The sequence below is a fragment of the Bordetella petrii genome, assembly GCF_017356245.1.
Taxonomy (GTDB): Bacteria; Pseudomonadota; Gammaproteobacteria; order Burkholderiales; family Burkholderiaceae_B; genus Bordetella_A; species Bordetella_A petrii_D.
Map to the genome: position 1 here is coordinate 3,290,435 of NZ_JAFMZZ010000001.1, position 21,090 is coordinate 3,311,524.

Here is a 21,090-nt window from a genome sequence, read left to right on the forward strand (position 1 = left end):
GCGCCCGCCACCGGGCGCGCCATCCGTATGACTTCATCCACAGACTCCTTCACGATCGCGCCCGGCGGCTGGCTGGGCTTGCTGGGCGGCGGCCAGCTGGGCCGCATGTTCTGCCATGCCGCGCAAAGCCTGGGCTATCGCGTCGCCGTGCTCGACCCGGCCGCCGACGGCCCGGCCGCCATGGTGGCCGACCGCCACATCCAGGCCGCCTACGACGACCCGGCCGGCCTGGCCCAGCTGGCGCAAATCTGCCGGGCCGTGACCACCGAATTCGAGAACGTGCCGGCCGACAGCCTGCGCGCGCTGGCCGCGCAGTGCCGGGTCAGCCCGGCCGCCGACGCGGTGGCCATCGTGCAGGATCGCATCGCCGAAAAAACCTTCATCGCCGCGCAGGGCATCCCGGTGGCGCCGCATGCCGCCATCCGCGCGCCGCAAGACCTGCAGGCCGCGCCCGACGCGCTGTTTCCCGGCATTCTGAAAGTGGCCCGGCTGGGCTACGACGGCAAGGGCCAGGCGCGCGTGGCCACGCGCGCCGAGGCGCAGGCCGCCTTTGCCGATTTCGGCGGCGTGCCGTGCGTGCTGGAAGCCCTGATGCCGCTCGACTACGAAATCTCGGTGGTGCTGGCGCGCGGCTTCGACGGCGCCGACGTGGTGTTTCCGGTGGCGCGCAACCTGCATCGCGACGGCATCCTGGCGGTGTCGACGGTGGCGGCCACCGATGGCGACGCCGCCCATGCGCAACGGCAGGCGCTGGCCACCGACGCGGCGCGCGCCATCGCGCGCGGGCTGGGCTACCACGGGGTGCTGTGCGTGGAATTCTTCGTGCTGACCGACGGCAGCCTGGTGGTCAACGAGATCGCCCCGCGGCCGCACAACAGCGGCCACTACACCATCGACGCCTGTGCCACCAGCCAGTTCGAACAGCAGGCGCGCGCCATGGCCGGCCTGCCGCTGGGCAGCACGGCGCTGCTGGCGCCGGCCGTGATGCTGAACATCCTGGGCGACATCTGGTTCGAACCGGGCGCCACGGCCGCGCGCGAGCCCGACTGGGCGGCCGCCCTGGCCGTGCCGTCGGCCAAGCTGCATTTGTACGGCAAGCACGAGCCGCGGCGCGGCCGCAAAATGGGCCACGTCACGGTGGTGGCCGCCACGCTGCAGCAGGCCCGCGCCGACGCCGCGCGCGTCGCGGCGGCGCTGGGCATGGCCGCCCCCGAATAAGCGCCATGCCGCAACCCGACTCCACCTTGCCCGACGCGGCCGCCATCGCCCGCGCGGCCGAACGCCTGCTGGCCGGCGAACTGGTCGCGTTTCCCACCGAAACCGTGTACGGCCTGGGCGCCGACGCGCAGAACCCCGAGGCGGTGGCGCACATCTACGCCGCCAAGGGCCGGCCGTCGAACCATCCGGTGATCGTGCACGTGGCCCCGCAAGCCGACCTGGGCTACTGGGCCCGCGGCATTTCCAGCCAGGCCCGCCAGCTGATCGACGCCTTCTGGCCCGGTCCGCTGACGCTGATCGTGCCGCGCGCGCCGCATGCGGGCGCCGCGGTCAGCGGCGGGCAGGACAGCATCGGCCTGCGCTGCCCGTCGCACCCGGTGGCGCAGGCGCTGCTGCGCGCGTTCGCGGCCGGCAAGCCGGGCGGGCACGGCGGGGTGGCGGCGCCGTCGGCCAACAAGTTCGGGCACGTGTCGCCCACGCGGGCCGAGCACGTGCGCGGCGAGTTTCCGCAAGAAGTGGCGCGGGGCATGCCGGTGCTGGACGGCGGGCCGGCGCAGGTGGGCATCGAGTCCACCATCATCGACCTGTCGCGCCTGGAGCAGGGCGTGGGGCCGGTGCTGCTGCGCCCCGGCCACGTTACGCCGGCCCAGATCGAGGCGGTGCTGGGCGTGCCGGTGGCCATGCCCGACGCCGCCGCGCCGCGCGCCTCGGGCACGCTGAAGGCGCACTACGCGCCGCACACGCCGCTGGAACTGGTGGGGCCGCAGGCCCTGGCGGGCGCGGCGCGCGGCCAGGGCCTGCCCGCCGGCCGCGTGGCCATCGCGGCCTTCGGCGCGGCCCCCGCGGGCCTGGACGCGCGGATCACCTGGCACCAGGTGCCCGACGACGCCGGCCACTACGCCCAGGCCCTGTATACCCTGCTGCGGGAACTCGACGGCGGAGACTACGCGCGGATCCTGGTGCAGGCGCCGCCGGCCAACGACGCCTGGCGGGCCGTGAACGACCGCATCGGCAGGGCGGCGGCGGCTTTCACCCTGGACACGACGGGTCTGCCGGGAACCTGACTGCATCGATATCCGAATGCCATAGACGGCCGCGCTGGGCGGCCGTCTATGGCGGCCCCGCACGATTTTCCTCTTTCCAACAACAACGACCCTACGAAGCTCAAGAACCCCCCTGGCGCCAACAATGCCAGAAGAACCAATTCCCCCCTGCCATATACGGCCCGCCACCTATCTTCCCCCCCCGAAGTTGTCGTAATCTCCTTCACCCGGGCCCGCCCGGATCCAACCTTATGCGTCTCCCGTGGCCCACAAGGCCCGCCGGGGGCGCGCTGACACTCTCAAAGGAGCAGCAATCATGAAGCGGCAACTCGCCTCGATGGCCGGCGCCATCGCGCTGGCATGTGCATCCCAGGCGGCCCTGGCCGGCCCCACCCTGGATGCGGTCAAGAGCAAAGGATTCGTGCAGTGCGGCCTGTCCGATGGCGTATCGGGCTTCAGCGCCACCAATAGCAAGGGCGAATGGGAAGGCATGGATGTCGACATCTGCCGCGCCGTGGCGGCGGCGGTGTTCGGCGATGCCGGCAAATACAAGGGCACGGCGCTGTCCACCCAGCAGCGCTTCACGGCGCTGCAATCGGGCGAAGTCGACGTGCTGATGCGCACCGTCACCTTGACCCAGACGCGCGATACCTCGCTGGGCCTGGCCGCGGTGGCCGCTACCTTCTATGACGGGCAGGGCATCATGGTGCGCAAAGACCTGGGCGTGAAAAGCGCCAAGGAACTCGACGGCGCCACCGTGTGCGTGCAGCCGGGCACCACCACCGAACTCAACCTGGCCGACTGGTTCCGCGCCCGCGGCATCAAGTTCAAGCCCGTGGTCATCGACAAGGTCACCGAAGTCGTGCGCGCCTTCGAGTCCGGCCGCTGCGACGCCTTTACCGACGACGCCTCGCAACTGGCGGCGGTGCGCGCCACCCAGGTGGCCAATCCGGGCGATTACGAAATCCTGCCGGAACGCTTCTCGAAAGAACCGCTGGGCCTGATGGTGCGCCAGGGCGACGAGAACTGGCTGGGCATCGTGCGCTGGACGCTGTTCGCGCTGATGGAAGCCGAGGAATACGGCATCACCCAGAAGAACGTCGACGAAATGGCCAAAAGCACCAATCCCAATGTGCTGCGCATCCTGGGCGTGACGCCGGGCATGGGCAAGAACATGGGCCTGGACGAAAAATGGGCCTATAACGCCATCAAGGCGGTCGGCAACTACGGCGAGATCTTCGAACGCAATCTCGGCAAGGGCAGCAAGCTGGGGCTGGAACGCGGCACCAATGCGCTGTGGAGCCAGGGCGGGGCCATGTATCCCTGGCCGATCCGCTAGGCCGGCCCCCGCTATAGCACCAGGAACTGTCCCAGCTTGTCGGCGGCGGCCTGCATGGGCGCCAGGAACTCGCTGGTGAACCGCGCCAGCGGCAGGCGTGGCGACTTGACGCTGACGTTCAGGCCGCCGCAGGCCCGCCCGCTGGCCGCGCGCACCGGCACCCCGATGGCGCGCACGTTCAGGTCGAGTTCCTGGTCCACCACCGCGTAGCCCTGCTCGCGCACCCGGGCGATGATCTCGCGCAACCGCGCGGGCGAGGTTTCGGTGAACTCGGTGTAGGGCGCCAGTTCCACCGTTTCAAAATAACGGTCCAGCGCGGCCGGCGGCAATTGCGCCAGCATCACGCGCCCGATGGTGGTGCAGTAGGCCGGCAGGCGGCTGCCCAGGCCCAGCGTGGTGGCCAGGATGCGGTGCACCTCCGAGCGCGCCAGGTACAGCACCTCGTTGCCTTCCATGATGGCCAGCGCGCAGGTTTCGTTCACGGTTGCGCTCAGTTCTTCCAGCACCGGCTGCGCCAGCGACACAAACGGCGTGGACGAGAAATACGCGTGGCCCAGGCTGAGTATCAGCGGCGTCAGCACGTAGTGGCGGCCCTGCTGCTCGGCAAAGCCCAGGCGGATCAGCGTGTGCAGGCAGCGCTGCGTGACGGCGCGCGGCAGGCCGGCGCGGCGGCTCAGGTCGGCGGCGGTCTGCGGGTAGCGGCGTTCGCCGAAGGCGCGGATCACGCGCAGCCCGCGCGACAGCGTCAGCATGAAGTCGGGGTCGCCGCGGAAGCGGTCGGGGTGCTCGTCGGCGGGCAGCGGGGCGGCGTAATCGGGCGGAGGCGGCGGGTTGCGCATCAGGCGGCGCGCAGCGGCGCACCGGTGCGCGACTGCAGCGTTTGCAGGGTGAGGCCGTCGATCATATCCCGAACCACCAGTCCGTCGGGCGTGACGTCGATGACCGCCAGGTCGGTGTAGACGCGGCTGACCACGCCCGCGCCGGTCAGGGGCAGGGTGCAGCGCTGCACGATCTTGGGCGCGCCGTTCTTGGCGTTGTGTTCCATCATGATGTAGACGCGGCGAGCACCCACCGCCAGGTCCATGGCGCCGCCCACGGCGGGCGGTTCGCCGGTACGGCCCAGCGACCAGTTGGCCAGGTCGCCCGCGGCCGACACCTGCATGCCGCCCATGACGCAGAAGTCCAGGTGGCCGCCGCGCATCATGGCGAACGAATCGGCATGATGGAAGAACGCGCCGCCCGGCAGCAGCGTAACAGGCTGCTTGCCGGCGTTGATCAGGTCGCGGTCGGCGGCCTGGGGCGCCGGCGGCGGCCCCATGCCCAGGATGCCGTTTTCGCTGTGCAGCACGATCTCGCGGCCGGGCGGCAGGTGGGCCGCGATCAGCACCGGCATGCCGATGCCCAGGTTGACGTAGCTGCCGTCGGGAATGTCGCGCGCCACGCGCCGCGCCAGCTGCTCGCGGGTCAGGGGCTGGAATGTCTGCTGTGCGCTCATGGCCGTTCAACTGGAAAAGCCGGGCTCGGCCACCACGGCCACCCGCTGCACGAAGATGCCGGGCGTGACGATGGCCTCGGGCGGCAGTTCGCCCAGTTCGGCGCGCTGGCGCACCTGCACGATGGTGGTGGCGGCGGCCATGCACATTACCGGGCCGAAGTTGCGCGCGCTCATGCGGTAGGTCAGGTTGCCCCAGCGGTCGGCGCGGTCGGCCTGCACCAGGGCGAAATCGCCGTGCAGGGGTTCTTCGAATACGTAATGCCGGCCGTCGATCTGGCGGGTTTCCTTGCCGGCGGCCAGCTCGGTGCCGTAGGCCGTGGGCGTGTAGAAGCCGCCCAGGCCGGCGCCGGCGGCGCGCAGGCGTTCGGCGATGGTACCTTGCGGCACGCATTCGAGTTCGATGCGGCCGCGCCGGTACAGGTCGTCGAACACCCATGAGTGCGACGCCTTGGGAAACGAGCAGATCATCTTGCGCACGCGTCCCGCCTTGATCAGCGCGGCCAGGCCGGTTTCGTGGTTGCCGGCGTTGTTGTTGACGACTGTGAGTTCGCGCGCACCCTGTTCGATCAGGGCATCGATCAGGTCGGTGGGCATGCCGGCCCCGCCGAACCCGCCGATCAGCAGCGTGGCGCCATCATGGATGCCGGCCACGGCCTGGGCGGTCGAGGCCACGAATTTATCGATCATGGTGCGCGCGTCCTGGGGCAGGGTTCAATTCACGGTGATGTGGGCTTCCTTGATGATCTTCGCGTAGCGTTCGGAGTCGGCGCGCATCAGCTCGGCGAATTCCGCCGGCGTGCTGCCGGTGGGCAGGAAGCCCGCATCCATGAACTTCTTGGTAACGTCGGGCTCATGCACGATCTCGCTAATTTCGCGGGCCATGCGTTCGATGACGGGCTTGGGCGTGCCGGTGGGCGCCAGCAACCCGGCCCATGAGCCCGTCACGAAGCCCGGAAAGCCGGCTTCTTCCATGGTGGGCACATCGGGCTCGTTGGGCCAGCGCTTCTTGCCCGTGAACGCCAGCACCTTCAGCTTGTCTTGCTTGACGTATTGCATGGGCACCAGCACCGGGTCGAACACCATCGACACCCGGCCGGCCAGCAGGTCGGTCAGGATGGGCGCGCTGCCCTTGTAGGCCACGTGCGTCATCTTGATCTTGGCCTGCAGCGCGAAATCGGCGCCGGTGAGATGGGCGCTGGAGCCCGTGCCGCTGGACGCATAGGTAAGGGTGTCGGGATGCTTGCGGCCGTATTCGACCAGTTCGCCCAGCGTTTTCACCGGCAGGTCTTTGCTCACGAACAGGAACAGCGGCAGGTCGGCCATGTGCACCACGGGTTCCAGCTGCGACGGCGAATACGACAGCTTGTACAGGTGGGTGTTGATCACATACGCGGGCAGCATGCTCAGGAAAGTGTAGCCGTCGGGGTCGGCCTTGGCCGCGATGGCGGCGCCCAGTGTGCTGTTGGCGCCCGGCTTGTTCTCGATGATGATGTTCTGGCCCAGCCGCGCCGACAGTTTGTCCATGACGATGCGGGTCACGGTGTCGGTGGCGCCGCCGGGGGTGTAGGGCACGATCACCTTGATGGGCCGGTCGGGCCAGGCATCGGCGGCCTGGGCCTGGGCGCCGGGCAGGGCAATGCCGGCCACGGCGCTTGCCAGCAGGGCGGCCAGGGCGGCGCGGCGGCTCGACCGGACTGCGGATCGGGAAATGGAATAGGGCATGGATTTGTCTCCGCCTGATGGGCATGAGCCGGGCTTGCCTGGCGCTGGGCCGCGGCGCTTCCGGATCTGCCGGTTGGTCTTGTTGAGCGAACAATGTCGCCGGAAAAGTATGCGCGACTTGGCCGCCGCCTTCGAGAACGGGCGCGGTTTTTGTGTTCGGTGACTGAACTTCGGCCGGCTATACCAGGCCGGAGGCGCCGCCCAGCGCGCGGATCAGCTCATCGCGCAGCAGGGCGACCGGGGCGGCCAGCGGGCCCAGCGTGGGCAGGTGGACCAGTTCGGCGCGCAGCCCGGTGGTGAAGGCCGGCACGTTGAGGATGGCCAGCGCCTCGCGATGGCGGCTGCGGGCCAGCGCGCCGGGCGTGACCAGCCCGATGCCCACGCCGCGCGCCGCCAGCGACAGCTGCAGTTCGGCGCCGTAGGCTTCTACCGCGATGCGGAACGGCAGCCGCGCGGCGTCGAAGGCCGTGCGTATGGCGGTGCGCAGGCCGCAGCCGTCCTGGTTCAGCACCCACGGATGGGCGGCCAGGGCGTCGAGCGGCACGGCGCCGCTGCTGTCGCGGGCGATGGCCAGCGCGGGCGAGGCCACGATCACCACCGCCGAGCGCGCCAGCGGCAGGGCGCACAAGTGGGCCGGCAGCGCCTGGTTGTCGGGCATCATGATGGCCGCGGCATCCAGGGCGCCGTTTTCCACCATGGCCACCAGGCTGGGCGACCAGGCCGCGGTGACGTTCAGGCGCAGGCCGGGATAGCGCCCGCGCAAGACGTCCAGCGGATCGGCCAGCGCCTGTTCGGCCAGGAAGGGCGGCACGCCTACCCGGAATTCGCCGCACGGCTCGACGTCGGGGGCGGCGCCCTGGCGCAGGGCCTCTACCGCCGCCAGCACGCCGCGGCCCAGTTCGTAGATGCGCAGCCCGGCGGCGCTGGGCTTCAGCGGCTTGGACTGCCGGTCTACCAGTTCCACCCCCAGCAAGTCTTCCAGGTTGCGCAGTCGCCGGCTGACGCCTGGCTGCGTCAGGTGCAGCCGCCCCGATGCGCCGCCCAGGCTGCCGGTTTCCACCACCGCCACGAAGGCTTCGATGTCACGTGTGTTCATGGTGTATGCAAACAAGTACGCATAATAAAGAAAATTATATTTCAATAGACGCAATACGGTGCAATTCCTAGACTGGCTGCCCAGGCTTGGCCTGGCCGATGTTTTGTCTACGGAGAGCCGTCATGTCTTTTGCTGAATCCCGCCTGCCCGCCCATGCCGCGCCCTGTGCCGCGCTGGCGCCGCCCGGCGGCGCGCCCGCCGGGCTGGGCGCGGGCCGCACGCTGCTGTTCGCCACGGCAGTGGCGGTAATGGTCATGAACCTGTTCGCCGTGCAGACCGTGGCGCCGGCGATCGCCGCGTCGCTGGGCCTGGGGCTGGACAGCGTGGGCGTGCTGGCGATGCTGCCGCAGCTGGGCTACGCGCTGGGCCTGGTGCTGCTGGTGCCGCTGGCCGACCGCCTGGAAAACCGCCGGCTGATCGGCGCCACGCTGGCGGTGTGCACGCTATGCATGCTGGCGGCCGCGTTCGCGCCCGGCGGCGCTGTGTTTATGGCCGCCGTGTTTGCCGGCGGCGCGTCGACCTGCGCGATACAGATGCTGGTGCCCATGGCCGCGTTCATGACGGCGCCCGAACGGCGCGGCGCCACGGTGGGCAACGTGATGAGCGGGCTGATGGTGGGCGTGCTGCTGTCGCGCCCGCTGTCGAACCTGGTGGTGGACGCCTGGGGCTGGCGCACGCTGTACCTGGTTTTCGCGGGCGGCATGGCGGCCACCGGGGTGGCGCTGATCTGCCTGCTGCCGCGCCGCCGTCCGCAGGCGGGGCCCGGCTATCCGGCGCTGATCGCGTCGCTGGCCGCGCTGCTGCGGCACGAGCCCGTGCTGCGCTGGCGCGCGGCCACCGCGGCGCTGGGCATGGCGGCCTACAGCCTGTTCTGGACGGCGGTTTCGCTGCGGCTGGCGCAGGCGCCGTTCCACCTGGGGGCGCGGGCGGTGGCCATGCTGGCGCTGTGCGGGGCGGTAGGCGTGGTGGTGGCGCCGCTGGCCGGGCGCGCGGGCGACGGCGGGCATACCCGCCGCGCCAGCATCGCGGCGCAGGCGGTGGTGGTGCTGGCGTGGCTGCTGGCCGGCTGGGCCGGCGGCGCGTGGCCCAGTGCCGGCCTCGGCGCCTTGCCGGTTGGCGCGGCGCTGGCGGTGCTGACGTTGGCGGCCATTCTGCTCGACGCCGGCGTCACGGGCGACCAGACCCTGGGGCGGCGCGCCGTGAACCTGGTGCGGCCCGAGGCGCGCGGCCGCATGAACGGGCTGTACGTGGGCCTGTTCTTCGTGGGCAGCGCGGCCGGCTCGTCGCTGGCCGGGCTGGCCTGGACCCACGGCGGCTGGGGCCTGGTCAGCACCGTGGGCGCGGCGGTGGGGCTGGCGATGCTGGCGGTGTATCTGGCCGCGCCGCGGCGGGCCGCCGACCGCTAGGCCGCCGCGTTGGCGCGCGGCGGCCAATGGTTCTATCCTTGGGGGCCGGAATGGACCTGTCCGCGGGCGGCTTCCATTCCTATGATGCCTTACCGACGCGCGGCCGGCCGGCCGCGTTTTTGCAACCCTGCTGAACGGAAACCCCCATGAACGGCGCCGATAGCCTTTGCGATACCCTGCTTGCCAACGATGTGGACGTTTGTTTTGCCAACCCCGGCACGTCCGAGATGCACTTCGTGGCCGCGCTGGATCGCAAGCCGCGCATGCGCTGCGTGCTGGGACTGTTCGAAGGCGTGGTCACCGGCGCGGCCGACGGCTATGCGCGCATGGCCGACAAGCCTGCCGCCACGCTGCTGCACCTGGGCCCGGGGCTGGGCAACGGGCTGGCCAACCTGCACAACGCCAAGCGCGCGCGCACGCCCATGGTGAACGTGGTGGGCGACCACGCCACTTATCACGTGCAGTACGACGCGCCGCTTACCAGCGACGTCGAAGGCGTGGCGCGCCCCATGTCGCACTGGGTACGCCGCACCCAGGCCGCCGGCGACCTGGCGGCCGATGCCGCCGAGGCGGTGCGCGTGGCGCGCCAGGCGCCGGGCAACATCGCCACCCTGATCCTGCCGGCCGACGCGGCCTGGGGCGAGCTGCCCGCCGATACCCCGGCGCCCCCCGTGGCGCAGCTGGCCGCGCCGCCGCAGACGACCCGGGAAGCCGTGCGCGCCGCGGCGCAGGCCATCCGCGCCGGCCAGGGCGCCGCCCTGATGCTGGGCGGCATGGCGCTGCGCGAGCCGGCGCTGGCGGTGGCCGGGCGCATCGCCCGGGCCACCGGCGTGCGCCTGCTGTCGCCGACTTCCAACCGCCGCACCGAGCGCGGCGCCAACCGCACCCCCGTGACCCGCGTGCCTTACCCCGTGGACCAGGCCGTGGCCCTGCTGAAAGACGTGCGGCAGCTGGTTCTGGTGGGCGCCAGCGCGCCGGTGGCGTTCTTTGCCTATCCGGGCAAGCCCAGCCTGCTGGCCCCGCAAGAACACGCGCCCATCGTGCTCGCCACGCCCGAACAAGACCTGCTGCAGGCCCTGCAATGGCTGGCCGACGAGCTGGGCATCGCCGCCGGCGCGCCCGGCCTGCTGCCGGTGGCGGCGTCGGCCGACATGCCGCGCTCGGGCGCGCTGACCGGCACGGCCGTCAACATCATCACGGCCCGCCTGCTGCCGGAAAACGCCATCGTCTGCGACGAATCGGTGACGCAGGGGCGCGAGTTCCCCGCCATCAGCGCCACCTCGGCGCCGCACGACTGGCTGCAGCTGACCGGCGGGGCCATCGGTATCGGCCTGCCGCTGGCCACAGGCGCCGCCGTGGCCTGCCCCGACCGCAAGGTCATCACGCTGCAGGCCGACGGCAGCGGCATGTACACCGTGCAGGCGCTCTGGACCCAGGCGCGCGAGCAGCTCGACTGCCTGACGATCATCCTGGCCAACCGTTCCTATGCCACGCTGCATGGCGAAATGAAGAACGTGGGCGTGCAGGCGCCCGGCCGCAATGCCAGGCGCATGCTCGACCTGCAAGAGCCCAGCCTGGACTGGGTCAGCCTGGCCGCCGGCATGGGCGTCGAGGCGGTGCGCGTCGATACGGTCGAGGCCTTCACCAAGGCCATGCAGGCCGCGCTGGCGCGCAAGGGGCCGTACCTGATCGAAGCGCTGATCTGACCGGAAGCCCGTGCCCGGTATTGCCAGGTGCCTGACACCGAAGTAAGCCGCAGCCGCCTCAGTTGTACGGTGTCCGACACCCTGCGGGAGTCGGACACCTGGCAGTACCAGGTGTCTGGCTCCGTGCCAGACACCGAAGTGCGCAAGGGCTGTCTCAACAGGACGGCATCCGGCACCCCGAGGGAGCCAGCCACCTGGTTCGGCTTATTTCATCCGGGCGGATCGCGCCGCGCGCCCAGGTGCCTGGCCAGCGCATCCAGGAAGATCCGCGCGCGCCGAATCGCAGCATCAGGTCCAGCCCCGGGCGATACAGCGCTGCCTGCGCCGTGCCGAGTTCGATGTCGTACGAGACATCCGGGTACTGCCGGTGCAGTTTGCCCAGAATGGCCGGCAGCAGCGCCGACAACCCCGGCAGCGCCGAAATCCGCAATTCGCCGGCGGTCAGCTCGATGCGCCGCGTCGATCGGTTGAACAGCTTCAGCCCCAGCTGCTGTTCCAGGGTGGATACGCGGCGCGAGATCGTGGCGATCGGCAGGCCGACCGATTCGGCCGCGGCGGTGAAGCCGCGCCGCTTGGCCACTTCCACAAAAATGAAAATGTCCTGCAGCGAAACGCTCGGCCGGGTCATTGCCGGGCCTGCCGCTCTGGCGCGCTAACGTCGACTTCGGGCTGCACCGACATGCCCACGCGCAGCCGGTCGGCGCCGTCCTGGCCCGGGTCCAGCGCGATGCGCACCGGCAGGCGCTGCACGATCTTGGTGAAGTTGCCGGTGGCATTGTGCGGGGCGATCGCCGAGTAGCTGACGCCGCTGGCCGGCCCCAGGCTTTGTACCGTGCCGGTGAATACCCGGCCCGGCAGGGCATCGACCGTCACGCGCACGGGCTGGCCCCGGCGCATGCGCGCCAGCTGTGTTTCGCGGAAATTGGCCTCGACATAAATGTCGGCCAGCGGCACCAGCGTCAGCAGCGGCTCGCCGGTGCGGGCGTAGTTGCCCACGCGCACCCGCTTGTGGCCGATGGTGCCGGCGATCGGCGCCTTGATCCGCGTGCGCGAAAGGTCCAGCCGGGCCTGCGCGAGCGCCGCCTCGGCCTGCTCGATCTCGGCCTGGGCGCGCAGCACGTCGGCCCGCAGGGTGTCCAGGCGCCCGGTCTGGGCCTGCAGAATGGCCTGGTCTTTGGCGTGTTGCGCCTGCTGCACCTGCAGGCGGGTCCTGGCTTGCTGGCGCGCCTGCACGGTGCCCGACCCATCGGCGGCCAGGCTCTTGTAGCGGCGGTAGTCCAGCCGCGCCAGTTCCTGGGTGGCCTGGTCGGCCTCGAGTGTCGAGCGGGCCTGCCTGATCACCGATTCCTGCACCGCGATCTGCGCATGGATGCCGTCGGCCGCGGCGCGCGCGTGCGCCAGCGCGGCGCTGGCGTTGCGCACCGCCAGCGCGTATTCGCGGTCGTCGATCTGCACCAGCAGCTGTCCCGCCCGCACCGGCTGGTTTTCTTCGACCGCCACTGCGTTGACCAGGCCGGTGATCTCGGGCGCCACCGAGGTGATCTCGGCCCGGATGTAGGCGTCGTCGGTCGATTGCGTGGCCGCCGCGCTTTCCGGGCGGTTGAAAAGGACGGCCAGCGCCACCGCGACAACGACCAGGATCGCGCTGCCCGCCAGTTTTGTTTTCTTGTTGAGTGCCATGATGGGCCTTTATTGCGTGGGGCCCGCCGCCGCGCGCGGCGAGGGGATGAATCGGAAGAAGTACGTCAGCGGGATGAGCGCCAGGGCCAGCAGCGCCAGCAGCAGGTACGCATCGGCGATCGACAGGACCGTCGATTCGCCGGCGATGCGGGCCGCCAGGTCGGCCGGAGGCGCCGCCTGCGCCCGCGCGGCATGGTCCAGCAGCATTTCGGCGTGAAAGCGCGTGCGCAGTTCGATGACGCGCGTGATCAGCGCCGACCCCAGCGGCGCGCCCAGCGCCCGCAGCAGGTTGACGATGCCGGACACATACGGGCCTTCCTGCGGCGCGACCATGCTGGTGGCCAGGAACAGCATGGCGACAATGGCCATCGGCTGCCCCACCGCCTGCAGGCCCTGCGCCAGCGTGAATTCGCCCCACATCCATTGGTTGGTGACCTGCGTGCCCAGCAGGCATGCCAGCGCCGTGATCGCCATGCCCGCCGCCATTACCCTGCGGGCGTCGATCCACTTCTGGTACAGCAGCATGGCCACGGCCGGGGCCACCACCAGCTGCGGCAGGCCGATCATCAGGCCGATGGGGGCGCTTTGGAGCGCGCGGTAGTGCCAGGCATGGCCGAGCAGCGTCGCGGGCAGCAGCGAACCCGACAGGAAGATCACCAGCAGGCACAGGAACAGCGAAAAGCCCAGCCACAGGTTGCGGCGTTCCAGCAGCTGCAGCTTGATGAAGGGAGAAGGGTGATGCCATTCGGTGAACAGATAGAACGCCAGCAGCAGGGCGCCCACCGACAGGCAGGTGCAGATCAGCGGCGAGGCAAACCATTCCAGCCGGTTGCCCTGTTCGATGCCGATGGCCAGCAGCAGCAGCCCGGCGCCGCCGAAGGCGATGCCCAGCCAGTTGGCCTGGCGGAAGCGTTCCGGCATGGCCGGGTCTTGCGGAATGCCCCACGCCACCAGCAGGCCCGCCACTAGATTGGCCGGCACGATCTGCCAGTACACCATGCGCAGGTCTACCAGCTGGTCGGTCCACAGCCCCGCCAGCCAGGTCGAGACGTTCGGCGCGAAGGTGGCTGTCATCGAATACAGCGCCAGCGCGAACAGCCGGATCGAGGGCGGAAAGAAGCGCAGGGCCGCCATCATCAGCAGCGGAATCAGCGCGCCGCTGGCCACCCCCTGCAGGCCGCGCAGCAGCAACAGCAGGTGCAGGTCGCGCACGAAGGGCAGCGCGCAGGCGATGGCCGCGCCCGCGGCCAGCATCTGCAGATGGAAGCGGCGCAGGCTCAGCGTGACGGCGAACCACGGCGCCAGGGGCATGGCAATCAGTTCGCCCGCGGTGTAGGCCGTGGTGATCCACGAGGCGTCATCCAGGCCGAAACCGCCCGCGCCGCGGATGTCGGCCAGGGCCAGCGCGCCCACGCGATTATTGATGCCCGCGGCCATCGCCGCGATGAAGATGCCCAGCAGGCCCGCGGCCAGGCGCGCGCTGAGCGCGGGCGGGGCATGCCCGGCGGCCGATGCCGGCGCGGGCAGCGGGGCCGCGGGCGCATTCACGATGCCACCCCGGGCGCGTGCCGCGCCTGTCGGCCGGGTTCGCCGTCCGGCGGGGGCGGGGCCCAGCCGCCGCCCAGCGCCTTGTACAGGTAGACCACGGCAAGCACGCTGCCGGTCGCCGCATCGCTCAGGTGCAGTTCGCTTTCCAGCACGCCGCGCTGCGCCGCCAGCACCGTGACATAGTCGGCCGCGCCCTGCTCATAAGACGACTGCGCCGCCCGCAGCGCGTCGCGGCTTTGCGTTATGGCGCGCCGCAGGGCCGCGCGGCGTTCCTGCTGGGCCACCAGGGCGTTGAACGCGTCGTCGACCTCGTGCCAGGCCCGCAGCACGGTCTGGCGGTAGGCAATGGCGGCCTCGCGCTGCTTCGCCTCGGTAAGTTCCAGCATGCGCACCAGGCGCCCGCCCTGGAAAACCGGCAGGTAGATGCGCGGGCCGATCGAGAACTCGGTCGAACTCCACAGGCCCAGGTCGCTGGATTCGAACGCGCTGGCGCCGAAGCCGCCCGCCAGCGAAATACGCGGATAGAAATCCGCCTTGGCCGCGCCGATCGCGGCCGTGGCCGCGTGCAGGCGGGCCGAAGCGCCCTGGATATCGGGCCGGCGCAGCGCCAGTTCGGACGGCAGGCCCACCGGCAGCTCGGGCTCGGCCTGGGGCAGGGGCCGCGGCTGCGACAGCTGCGCATCCAGGCTGCGCGGCGGTTCGCCCACCAGCAGCGCCAGCGCGTTCAGCAGGACATTCTGCTGGTCGCGCAGCGACGGGATCAGCGCGTCGATGCCGGCCTTCTGGGCGCGCGCGGAAGACAGGTCGAAGCGCGTGGCCACGCCGTTGCGCAGGCGCGTTTCGGTCAGCCGCACCAGGTGCGCCGCGATGGCCTGGTTGCGCGCGGCGATGTCCAGCCGGGTCTGCACGCCGCGCAGCGCTACATACTGCCGCGCGATTTCGGCCGACAACGCCACTTGCGCGCCGCGCTGTTCGTACAGGGTGGCTTCGAGCGAGGCCACCGCCCCTTCGCGCTGGCGCCGCAGCCTGCCCCACAGGTCGATTTCCCAATCGGCCTGGAACCCCGCCTGCCACAGGTCGGTGGCGGCGGTGCTGGCCCCTAGGGCCGCCATCGGGCCGTTTTCACTGATGGCCCCGCGGGTCAGGCGGGCATCCAGGCCCACGCGCGGAAACAGCCCGGCCAGCGCCACGCCGGCGCGGGCGCGGCTTTGCTCGACCCGGGCCGCGGCCGCCTGCAGGTCCAGGTTGCCGTCCCAGGCGCGGGCCACCAGCGCATCGAGTATCGGATCGTTCAGCAGGCGCCACCATTCGCGCGGCACCGGATCGGCGGACAGAGCCTGGCGGGGCTGGCCTTCTTTGGGCCGCAGCTGCATCCGGGCCGAATCCGCCCCGGGCGGGACGAAGTCCGGCCCCACGGCGCAGCCGCCCGCCGCGGCGAGCATGCCCAGCAATACGGCCCGGCGGGCCAGGGATCTGAGTGAGGACATGGCGGATGAACTGTACTAAACCTATCGGTACAGTATGATATCGTCGCTTCAGATCGCTGGTCAATCGTTTTTGAACCGAACGGTACAGATGAAAAAATCCGATACGACACCTTCTTCCGGCACGCGCCCGGAACCGCCCCCGCAGCCCACCGGCAAGGAACTGGCAGTGCTGACGGCCGCGCGCGAGGTCTTCCTGACCCACGGTTTCTCGGCGGCCACCACCGATATGATCCAGCGCGCCGCCGGGGTGTCCAAGGCCACGGTCTATGCCTATTACCCTACCAAGCAGGCGCTGTTCACAGCCGTCATCGAAGGCAAGTGCGCCGAGCACATGAAGGCCCTGCGCGCCCTGCGCTCGGTTCCCGGCGGAATCCACGCGGTGTTGTCCGAACTGGCCAGCGCCTACCTGGAGTTCGCCCTGGCCCCCGAGGGGCTGGCGCTGTTTCGCGTGTCCGCGGCCGAGGCGCCGCGCTTTCCGGAGCTGGCGCGCACGTTCTATGAAAACGGGCCCGAGGCGTATTGCGGCATCGTGGCCGAACACATCGAGCGGGGCGTGCAGAACCGCGAACTGGATCTGGGCGACGCCAGCGCGCACGAGGCCGCCCGCCTGTTCTTCAGCCTGGTGCGCGGCCAGGCCCAGATGGAAGGCGTGCTGCTGCCCGACCGCCGTCCCTCCCGGGCGCAGAAAAAACGCTGGGCCGACCTGGCGGTGGGCACGTTCTTCGCCGCTTTCGGCAAGGGTTGAACCATGCACACCAAGCGCGCGCCTACACCCCCAGGTAGCGCGCCAGCTGTTCCGGCCGGGCCGCCAGCGCCGGGCTGGCGCCCTGGTGCACGATGCGGCCTTTTTCCATGACCAGGCAGCGGTCGGTGTGCGCCAGCACGGCTCGGTAGTTGCGGTCGACGATCAGGGTCGACATGCCGGTGGCGCGGATCGCGGCCACGATCTTCCAGATTTCCGCCACGATCAAGGGCGCCAGGCCTTCGGTAGCCTCGTCCAGGATCAGCAGGTCGGGGTTGGTGGTCAGCGCGCGGCCGATCGCCAGCATCTGCTGCTCGCCGCCCGACAATTGCTGCCCGCCATGATCCAGCCGTTCGGCCAGGCGCGGAAAGGTGGCCAGCACGCGCTCGTACGTCCAGCCGGCCTGGCCGCGCGTGCCGGGGCGCGCGGCCACCAGCAGGTTCTCGCGCACGCTCAGGTTGGGAAAAACGCCGCGGCCCTCGGGCACGTAGGCCACGCCCAGGCGCGCGATGGCGTGCGGCTGGGCCCGCGTGCAGTCGCGCCCGGCCACCGCCAGGCGGCCCTGGCGGCTGCGCACATGGCCCATCAGGGTGCGGATCAGCGTGGTCTTGCCCATGCCGTTGCGGCCCACCAGACCCACCGATTCGCCGGGGGCGATGCGCAGGTCCACGCCGCGCAGCACGTGGCTGGCCCCGTAATAGCTGTGCAGGCCGCTGGCATCGATCAGTGCATGCATGGGCCTTCTCCCAGGTAAGCGTCCTGCACTTGCGGGTTGGCGCGGATCTGCGCCGGGGTGCCGCAGGCGATGGCGCTGCCGTTGACCATCACGGTGATGGTGTCGGCATTGCCGAACACCGCGTCCATGTCGTGTTCCACCAGCAGGATGGCGTGCTCGGCCTTCAGCGCCTGCAGCAGGGCCAGGATGCGCTCGGTTTCTTCCGGGCCCATGCCGGCCAGCGGCTCGTCCAGCAGCAGCACCCGCGGCTGGCCGGCCAGGCACATGGCGATTTCCAGCTGGCGCTTGTGGCCGTGCGGCAGCAGCCCGGCCGGCGTGGTCGCGCTGGCGGCCAGGCCGGTGCGTTCCAGCGCGTGGCGCGCCTGCTCGGCGCTGTGCGCGCAGTCGCCGGCATGGCGCCACCAGTGCCAGAAGCGCTGGCGGCCGGCCTGCGCCGCCAGGCGGCAGTTCTCGTACACGCTCAGGGTGGGGAAGATGGTCGAGCGCTGGTAGCTGCGGCCCAGGCCGCCGCGGGCGCGCTGCGGCTGCGGCCAGGCCGTGATGTCGCGGCCTTCCAGCAATACCTGGCCGGCGCTGGCCATCAGTTCGCCCGACAGGATGTTGATCAGGGTGGACTTGCCGGCGCCGTTGGTGCCGATCACCGCATGCACGGTGCCGCGCTGCAGGTCCAGCGATACGTCGTTGACGGCGACCAGGCCGCCGAAGCGGCAGGTGATGCCGCGCGCGGCCAGCATGGCTTCAGGCATGGGGCTCTCCGGACAGGGGCAGCGATGGCGGCGCGGCGGCCTCGGCCGTTTCGGCGCCGGCGGCGGCGGGGCGGCGCGCCGCCCGGCGCGCGCGCCACTGGGCCGGCAGCCCGGCCAGCCCGTCGGGCAGCAGCGCCACCAGCGCGATAATGGCCAGGCCCAGCGGCAGGTGCCAGTGCCTGGCGTAGTCGCCGAACAGCGCCTGCGACTGGAACAGTTCCTGCAGCAGGATCAGCGCGGCCGCGCCCAGCACGGCGCCGCCCAGCCGGCCCATGCCGCCCAGGATCACCATCAGCAGCACCAGGCCGGACTGCTCCCAGGCCAGCAGCTCGGGCGTTACGAAGCCGTCTTTCAGCGCGTACAAAAACCCGGCCAGCCCGGCCAGCGCCGCGCCCACTACATAGGCGGTCAGCTTGTAGGGAAAGGTGGAATAGCCGGCCGCGCGCATGCGCTGCTCGTTGATGCGGATGCCCGCCAGCGCCGCGCCGAACGGCGAACGCGCCAGCATGGCCAGAAAGCCCCACGTCAAGGCCAGGCAGGCCAGCACGAACAGGTAGTAGGTGCCGGGCTGGTCCAGGTCGAACGGGAGCCAGCCGCCCAGCGAAAGCTGCGGGCGGAAATACAGGTAGATGCCGTCGCTGCCGCCGCCCAGGTCGGTGTCGTGGAATACGTAGTACGCCATCTGCGAAAACGCCAGCGTGACCATGATGAAATACACGCCGCGCGTGCGCAGGGCCAGGGCGCCGGTCAGCAGGGCATAGGCGGCCGCGCCGAGCACGGCGGCGCCCAGCAGCCAGGCCAGTCCGGCGGCTTCGGCTTCGGGCGACAGCAGCGCCGCCGCATAGGCGCCGATGCCGAAGAAGGCGGCATGCCCCAGGCTGACCAGCCCCGCGCCGCCCACCAGCAATTGCAGGCTCAGCGCGAAAATGGCGTAGATCATCAGCTTGACGGCCAGCCCGGTGTAGTAATCGGCGCCCAGCCACGGAAACGCCGCCAGCGCCAGCAGCACGGCGGCGGGAATCAGTTTGCCTGCGTGGTTCAGGTTCATGCGCCTAGCCCTGTTTGAACAGCCCTTCGGGCTTGCACAGCAGAATGACGGCCATCAGCAGGTACACCAGCACCCCGGCCGCGGCCGGGAACAGCACCTGGCCGAAGGTCTCGACCGCGCCCACCAGCATGGCCGCCAGGAACGCGCCGCGGATGGAGCCGATGCCGCCTATCACCACCACCACGAAGCACACGATCAGCACGCCGTGCCCCATGCCCGGGTATACCGACGATACGGGCGCGGCGATGGTGCCGGCCAGCGCGGCCAGCGCCACGCCGGCCGCGAACACGATGCGGTACAGGCGGTTGATGTCGATCCCCAGCGAGCCGATCATCTCGCGGTTGCTGGCGCCGGCGCGCACCATCATGCCCAGGCGGGTGCGCGTAATGACCCAGTACAGCAGCAGCGCCACCCCGATGCCCACGGCCGAGATGAACAGCCGGTACACGGGGTAGGTCATCACGCCGCCCAGCGATACCGTGCCCGACAGCCAGGCGGGCATCGGCACGCCGTGCACGTCGTTGCCCACCAGCAGGCTGCGCACTTCCTCGAACACCAGGATCAGCCCGTACGTCATCAGCACCTGCTGCAGGTGGTTGCGGCGGTACAGGTAGCTGAAGAACGCGGCTTCCAGCAGGTAGCCCAGCAGGGCTGCCAGCAGCACGCACAGCAGCAGCGTGGCGGCAAAGCCGCCGCCCGTCCAGCGCTCGACCAGCGGCCCCAGCGCGAACGCCATGTAGGCGCCGATCATGTAGAAGCTGCCATGGGCCAGGTTGATGATGCCCATGATGCCGAAGATCAGCGTCAGGCCGCTGGCCACCAGGAACAGCAGCAGGCCGTGCTGCAGCGCGTTCAGGCACTGAATGAGGAAGATGCCGGCGTCCATGTCGGTGTCCGTGCTGCGCGGGTCAGAGCTTGCAGCCGCGCGCCGGGTCGGCCAGCTTCTGCACCGCCACGTCGACCATCTTGTTTTCCATGCCCACCACCTGGCGCAGGTAGATGTTCTGCACCGGGTTGCCGGCCGCCGACAGGGTGAACTTGCCGCGCGGGCTGTCGATGGTGGCGCCGCGCATCGCGTCGCGGAACTTGGCCTTATCTTCGATATTGCCCTGCACGGCCTGCAGGCCCACCTGCATCAGCTGCGCCGCGTCGTAGCCCTGCACCGCATAGACGTCGGGCTGCAGGTTGTCGTAGGCCTTGGCGTAGGCGGCGCGGAAAGCCTGGTCGCGCGGCGTATTCAGGCCGTCGGCATAGTGCAGCGTGGTCAGCAGGCCCTGCGCGGCCTCGCCCTGCGCCTTCAGCGTGCCGTCGGTCAGGAAGCCCGTGCCGTACAGCGGGATGCTCTTGCCCAGGCCCGAGGCGTGGTAATCCTGCACGAATTTCACCGCGCCGCCGCCCGCGAAAAAGGCGAACACCATGTCGGGCTTGATGGATGCGATTTCCGTCAGCAGCGACTGGAACTCCACATTGGGGAAGGGCAGCGTCAGGTCCTTGACGATCTTGCCGCCGGCCTTCTCGAAGCCTTCGCGAAAGCCGTTCATCTGCTCGTCGCCGGCCGCGTATTTCCAGGTGATGGTGACCGCGGTCTTGTGCCCCTTGGCGGCCGCCACGGGCCCCATGGCATAGCCCGGCTGCCAGTTCGAGAACGAGGTGCGGAAGATGCCCTGCCCGCACATCGGGCCGGTGATGGCGTCGGCCCCCGCGTTGGTGACGATGAGCGTGGTGTCGCTGCCCTTGGCGGCTTTGGCCAGCGCCATGGCCACGCCCGAGTGCACGGTGCCCACCAGCACGTCGACCTCGTCGCGCTTGATCAGGCGGTTGGCGTTTTCCGAGGCCTTGGCCGGGTTGGATTCATCGTCGACCTTGAAGTATTCCAGCTCGCGTCCGCCCAGCTTGCCGCCCTGTTCCGCCACATACAGTTTGAAGCCGTTCTCGATGGCGGTGCCCAGCGCGGCATAGGTGCCGCTATAAGGCAGCATGAAGCCTACTTTGATCTTGTCGGCCGCCGCGGCGCTGCCGGCGATGAGTGCCAGGGCGCCGGCGAGCAAGGCGCGATTCAGGGCGTGGTGCATGGTCTG

At 70.3% G+C, this 21,090-nt stretch carries 20 protein-coding genes; 6 read left to right on the top strand and 14 right to left on the bottom strand.

All coding sequences use genetic code 11. From position 1 onward, the window contains the following. The first annotated feature begins 27 nt into the window (after positions 1 to 27). The 3 genes from J2P76_RS15810 (at position 28) to J2P76_RS15820 (ending at position 3,600) form a co-directional block, all read left to right on the top strand. Complete coding sequence (locus tag J2P76_RS15810; protein ID WP_207408633.1) at positions 28 to 1,218, top strand: 5-(carboxyamino)imidazole ribonucleotide synthase; 1,191 nt, start codon at positions 28 to 30, stop codon at positions 1,216 to 1,218. Between the two features lie 5 nt (positions 1,219 to 1,223). After that, a complete protein-coding gene (locus tag J2P76_RS15815; RefSeq protein WP_207408634.1) occupies positions 1,224 to 2,282 on the top strand; it encodes an L-threonylcarbamoyladenylate synthase in 1,059 nt (352 codons plus the stop codon). A 295-nt stretch (positions 2,283 to 2,577) separates the two neighbouring features. Then, complete coding sequence (locus J2P76_RS15820; protein WP_207408635.1) at positions 2,578 to 3,600, top strand: amino acid ABC transporter substrate-binding protein; 1,023 nt, start codon at positions 2,578 to 2,580, stop codon at positions 3,598 to 3,600. Positions 3,601 to 3,611: 11 nt separating this feature from the next. Here J2P76_RS15820 and J2P76_RS15825 read toward each other — a convergent pair whose 3' ends face one another. From J2P76_RS15825 to J2P76_RS15845, 5 genes are all read right to left on the bottom strand, one after another. Further along, positions 3,612 to 4,439: an IclR family transcriptional regulator domain-containing protein gene (locus J2P76_RS15825; protein ID WP_207408636.1), complete on the bottom strand. Its 828-nt coding sequence runs from the start codon at positions 4,437 to 4,439 to the stop codon at positions 3,612 to 3,614. After that, positions 4,439 to 5,095 (bottom strand): 3-oxoacid CoA-transferase subunit B, encoded by a 657-nt coding sequence (locus tag J2P76_RS15830; protein WP_207408637.1) that lies wholly within the window; start codon positions 5,093 to 5,095, stop codon positions 4,439 to 4,441. Before J2P76_RS15830 ends, J2P76_RS15825 begins: the two co-directional genes overlap by 1 nt. A gap of 6 nt (positions 5,096 to 5,101) precedes the next feature. Further along, positions 5,102 to 5,782, bottom strand: coding sequence for a 3-oxoacid CoA-transferase subunit A (locus J2P76_RS15835; protein ID WP_207408638.1), 681 nt, complete (start codon positions 5,780 to 5,782; stop codon positions 5,102 to 5,104). 24 nt (positions 5,783 to 5,806) lie between these two features. Further along, on the bottom strand, positions 5,807 to 6,817 hold the full coding sequence (locus J2P76_RS15840; RefSeq protein ID WP_207408639.1) for a Bug family tripartite tricarboxylate transporter substrate binding protein: 1,011 nt from the start codon (positions 6,815 to 6,817) through the stop codon (positions 5,807 to 5,809). A 178-nt stretch (positions 6,818 to 6,995) separates the two neighbouring features. Beyond that, on the bottom strand, positions 6,996 to 7,913 hold the full coding sequence (locus J2P76_RS15845; protein ID WP_207408640.1) for a LysR family transcriptional regulator: 918 nt from the start codon (positions 7,911 to 7,913) through the stop codon (positions 6,996 to 6,998). Positions 7,914 to 8,035: 122 nt separating this feature from the next. On the opposite strand from J2P76_RS15845, the gene J2P76_RS15850 reads away from it, so the two are divergent. Next, the gene (locus J2P76_RS15850) at positions 8,036 to 9,319 is read left to right on the top strand and encodes an MFS transporter (protein WP_207408641.1); all 1,284 of its coding nucleotides are present in this window, start codon (positions 8,036 to 8,038) and stop codon (positions 9,317 to 9,319) included. A 146-nt stretch (positions 9,320 to 9,465) separates the two neighbouring features. Further along, on the top strand, positions 9,466 to 11,025 hold the full coding sequence (locus J2P76_RS15855) for an acetolactate synthase large subunit (RefSeq protein WP_207408642.1): 1,560 nt from the start codon (positions 9,466 to 9,468) through the stop codon (positions 11,023 to 11,025). 154 nt (positions 11,026 to 11,179) lie between these two features. Here J2P76_RS15855 and J2P76_RS15860 read toward each other — a convergent pair whose 3' ends face one another. The 4 genes from J2P76_RS15860 to J2P76_RS15875 are packed head-to-tail and all read right to left on the bottom strand — an operon-like array spanning position 11,180 to position 15,740. Further along, the gene (locus J2P76_RS15860; RefSeq protein WP_242697385.1) at positions 11,180 to 11,653 is read right to left on the bottom strand and encodes a LysR family transcriptional regulator; all 474 of its coding nucleotides are present in this window, start codon (positions 11,651 to 11,653) and stop codon (positions 11,180 to 11,182) included. Continuing rightward, positions 11,650 to 12,705: an HlyD family secretion protein gene (locus tag J2P76_RS15865; RefSeq protein WP_207408643.1), complete on the bottom strand. Its 1,056-nt coding sequence runs from the start codon at positions 12,703 to 12,705 to the stop codon at positions 11,650 to 11,652. Before J2P76_RS15865 ends, J2P76_RS15860 begins: the two co-directional genes overlap by 4 nt. Positions 12,706 to 12,714: 9 nt before the next feature. Continuing rightward, positions 12,715 to 14,253, bottom strand: coding sequence for an MFS transporter (locus tag J2P76_RS15870; protein WP_347565324.1), 1,539 nt, complete (start codon positions 14,251 to 14,253; stop codon positions 12,715 to 12,717). Beyond that, positions 14,250 to 15,740, bottom strand: a complete 1,491-nt coding sequence (locus tag J2P76_RS15875) for an efflux transporter outer membrane subunit (protein WP_207408644.1) — start codon at positions 15,738 to 15,740, stop codon at positions 14,250 to 14,252. The genes J2P76_RS15870 and J2P76_RS15875 overlap by 4 nt, the downstream gene beginning before the upstream one ends. 88 nt (positions 15,741 to 15,828) lie before the next feature. Between J2P76_RS15875 and J2P76_RS15880 the strand changes: the two genes are divergently transcribed. Further along, positions 15,829 to 16,485: a TetR/AcrR family transcriptional regulator gene (locus tag J2P76_RS15880; RefSeq protein WP_207408645.1), complete on the top strand. Its 657-nt coding sequence runs from the start codon at positions 15,829 to 15,831 to the stop codon at positions 16,483 to 16,485. 22 nt (positions 16,486 to 16,507) lie between these two features. Here the strand turns inward: J2P76_RS15880 and J2P76_RS15885 are convergent, their stop codons facing one another. From J2P76_RS15885 to J2P76_RS15905, 5 genes are read right to left on the bottom strand one after another with little or no spacing between them, the layout of a single operon-like run. Beyond that, positions 16,508 to 17,218 carry an ABC transporter ATP-binding protein gene (locus tag J2P76_RS15885; protein ID WP_207408646.1) on the bottom strand — a complete coding sequence of 237 codons (711 nt, stop codon included), beginning with the start codon at positions 17,216 to 17,218 and terminating at the stop codon, positions 16,508 to 16,510. After that, on the bottom strand, positions 17,206 to 17,964 hold the full coding sequence (locus J2P76_RS15890; protein WP_207408647.1) for an ABC transporter ATP-binding protein: 759 nt from the start codon (positions 17,962 to 17,964) through the stop codon (positions 17,206 to 17,208). The genes J2P76_RS15885 and J2P76_RS15890 overlap by 13 nt, the downstream gene beginning before the upstream one ends. Then, a complete protein-coding gene (locus J2P76_RS15895; RefSeq protein ID WP_207408648.1) occupies positions 17,957 to 19,012 on the bottom strand; it encodes a branched-chain amino acid ABC transporter permease in 1,056 nt (351 codons plus the stop codon). Before J2P76_RS15895 ends, J2P76_RS15890 begins: the two co-directional genes overlap by 8 nt. 4 nt (positions 19,013 to 19,016) lie before the next feature. Beyond that, positions 19,017 to 19,898, bottom strand: coding sequence for a branched-chain amino acid ABC transporter permease (locus tag J2P76_RS15900; RefSeq protein WP_207408649.1), 882 nt, complete (start codon positions 19,896 to 19,898; stop codon positions 19,017 to 19,019). Between the two features lie 22 nt (positions 19,899 to 19,920). Continuing rightward, on the bottom strand, positions 19,921 to 21,084 hold the full coding sequence (locus J2P76_RS15905) for an ABC transporter substrate-binding protein (protein ID WP_207408650.1): 1,164 nt from the start codon (positions 21,082 to 21,084) through the stop codon (positions 19,921 to 19,923). Positions 21,085 to 21,090: the final 6 nt, after the last annotated feature.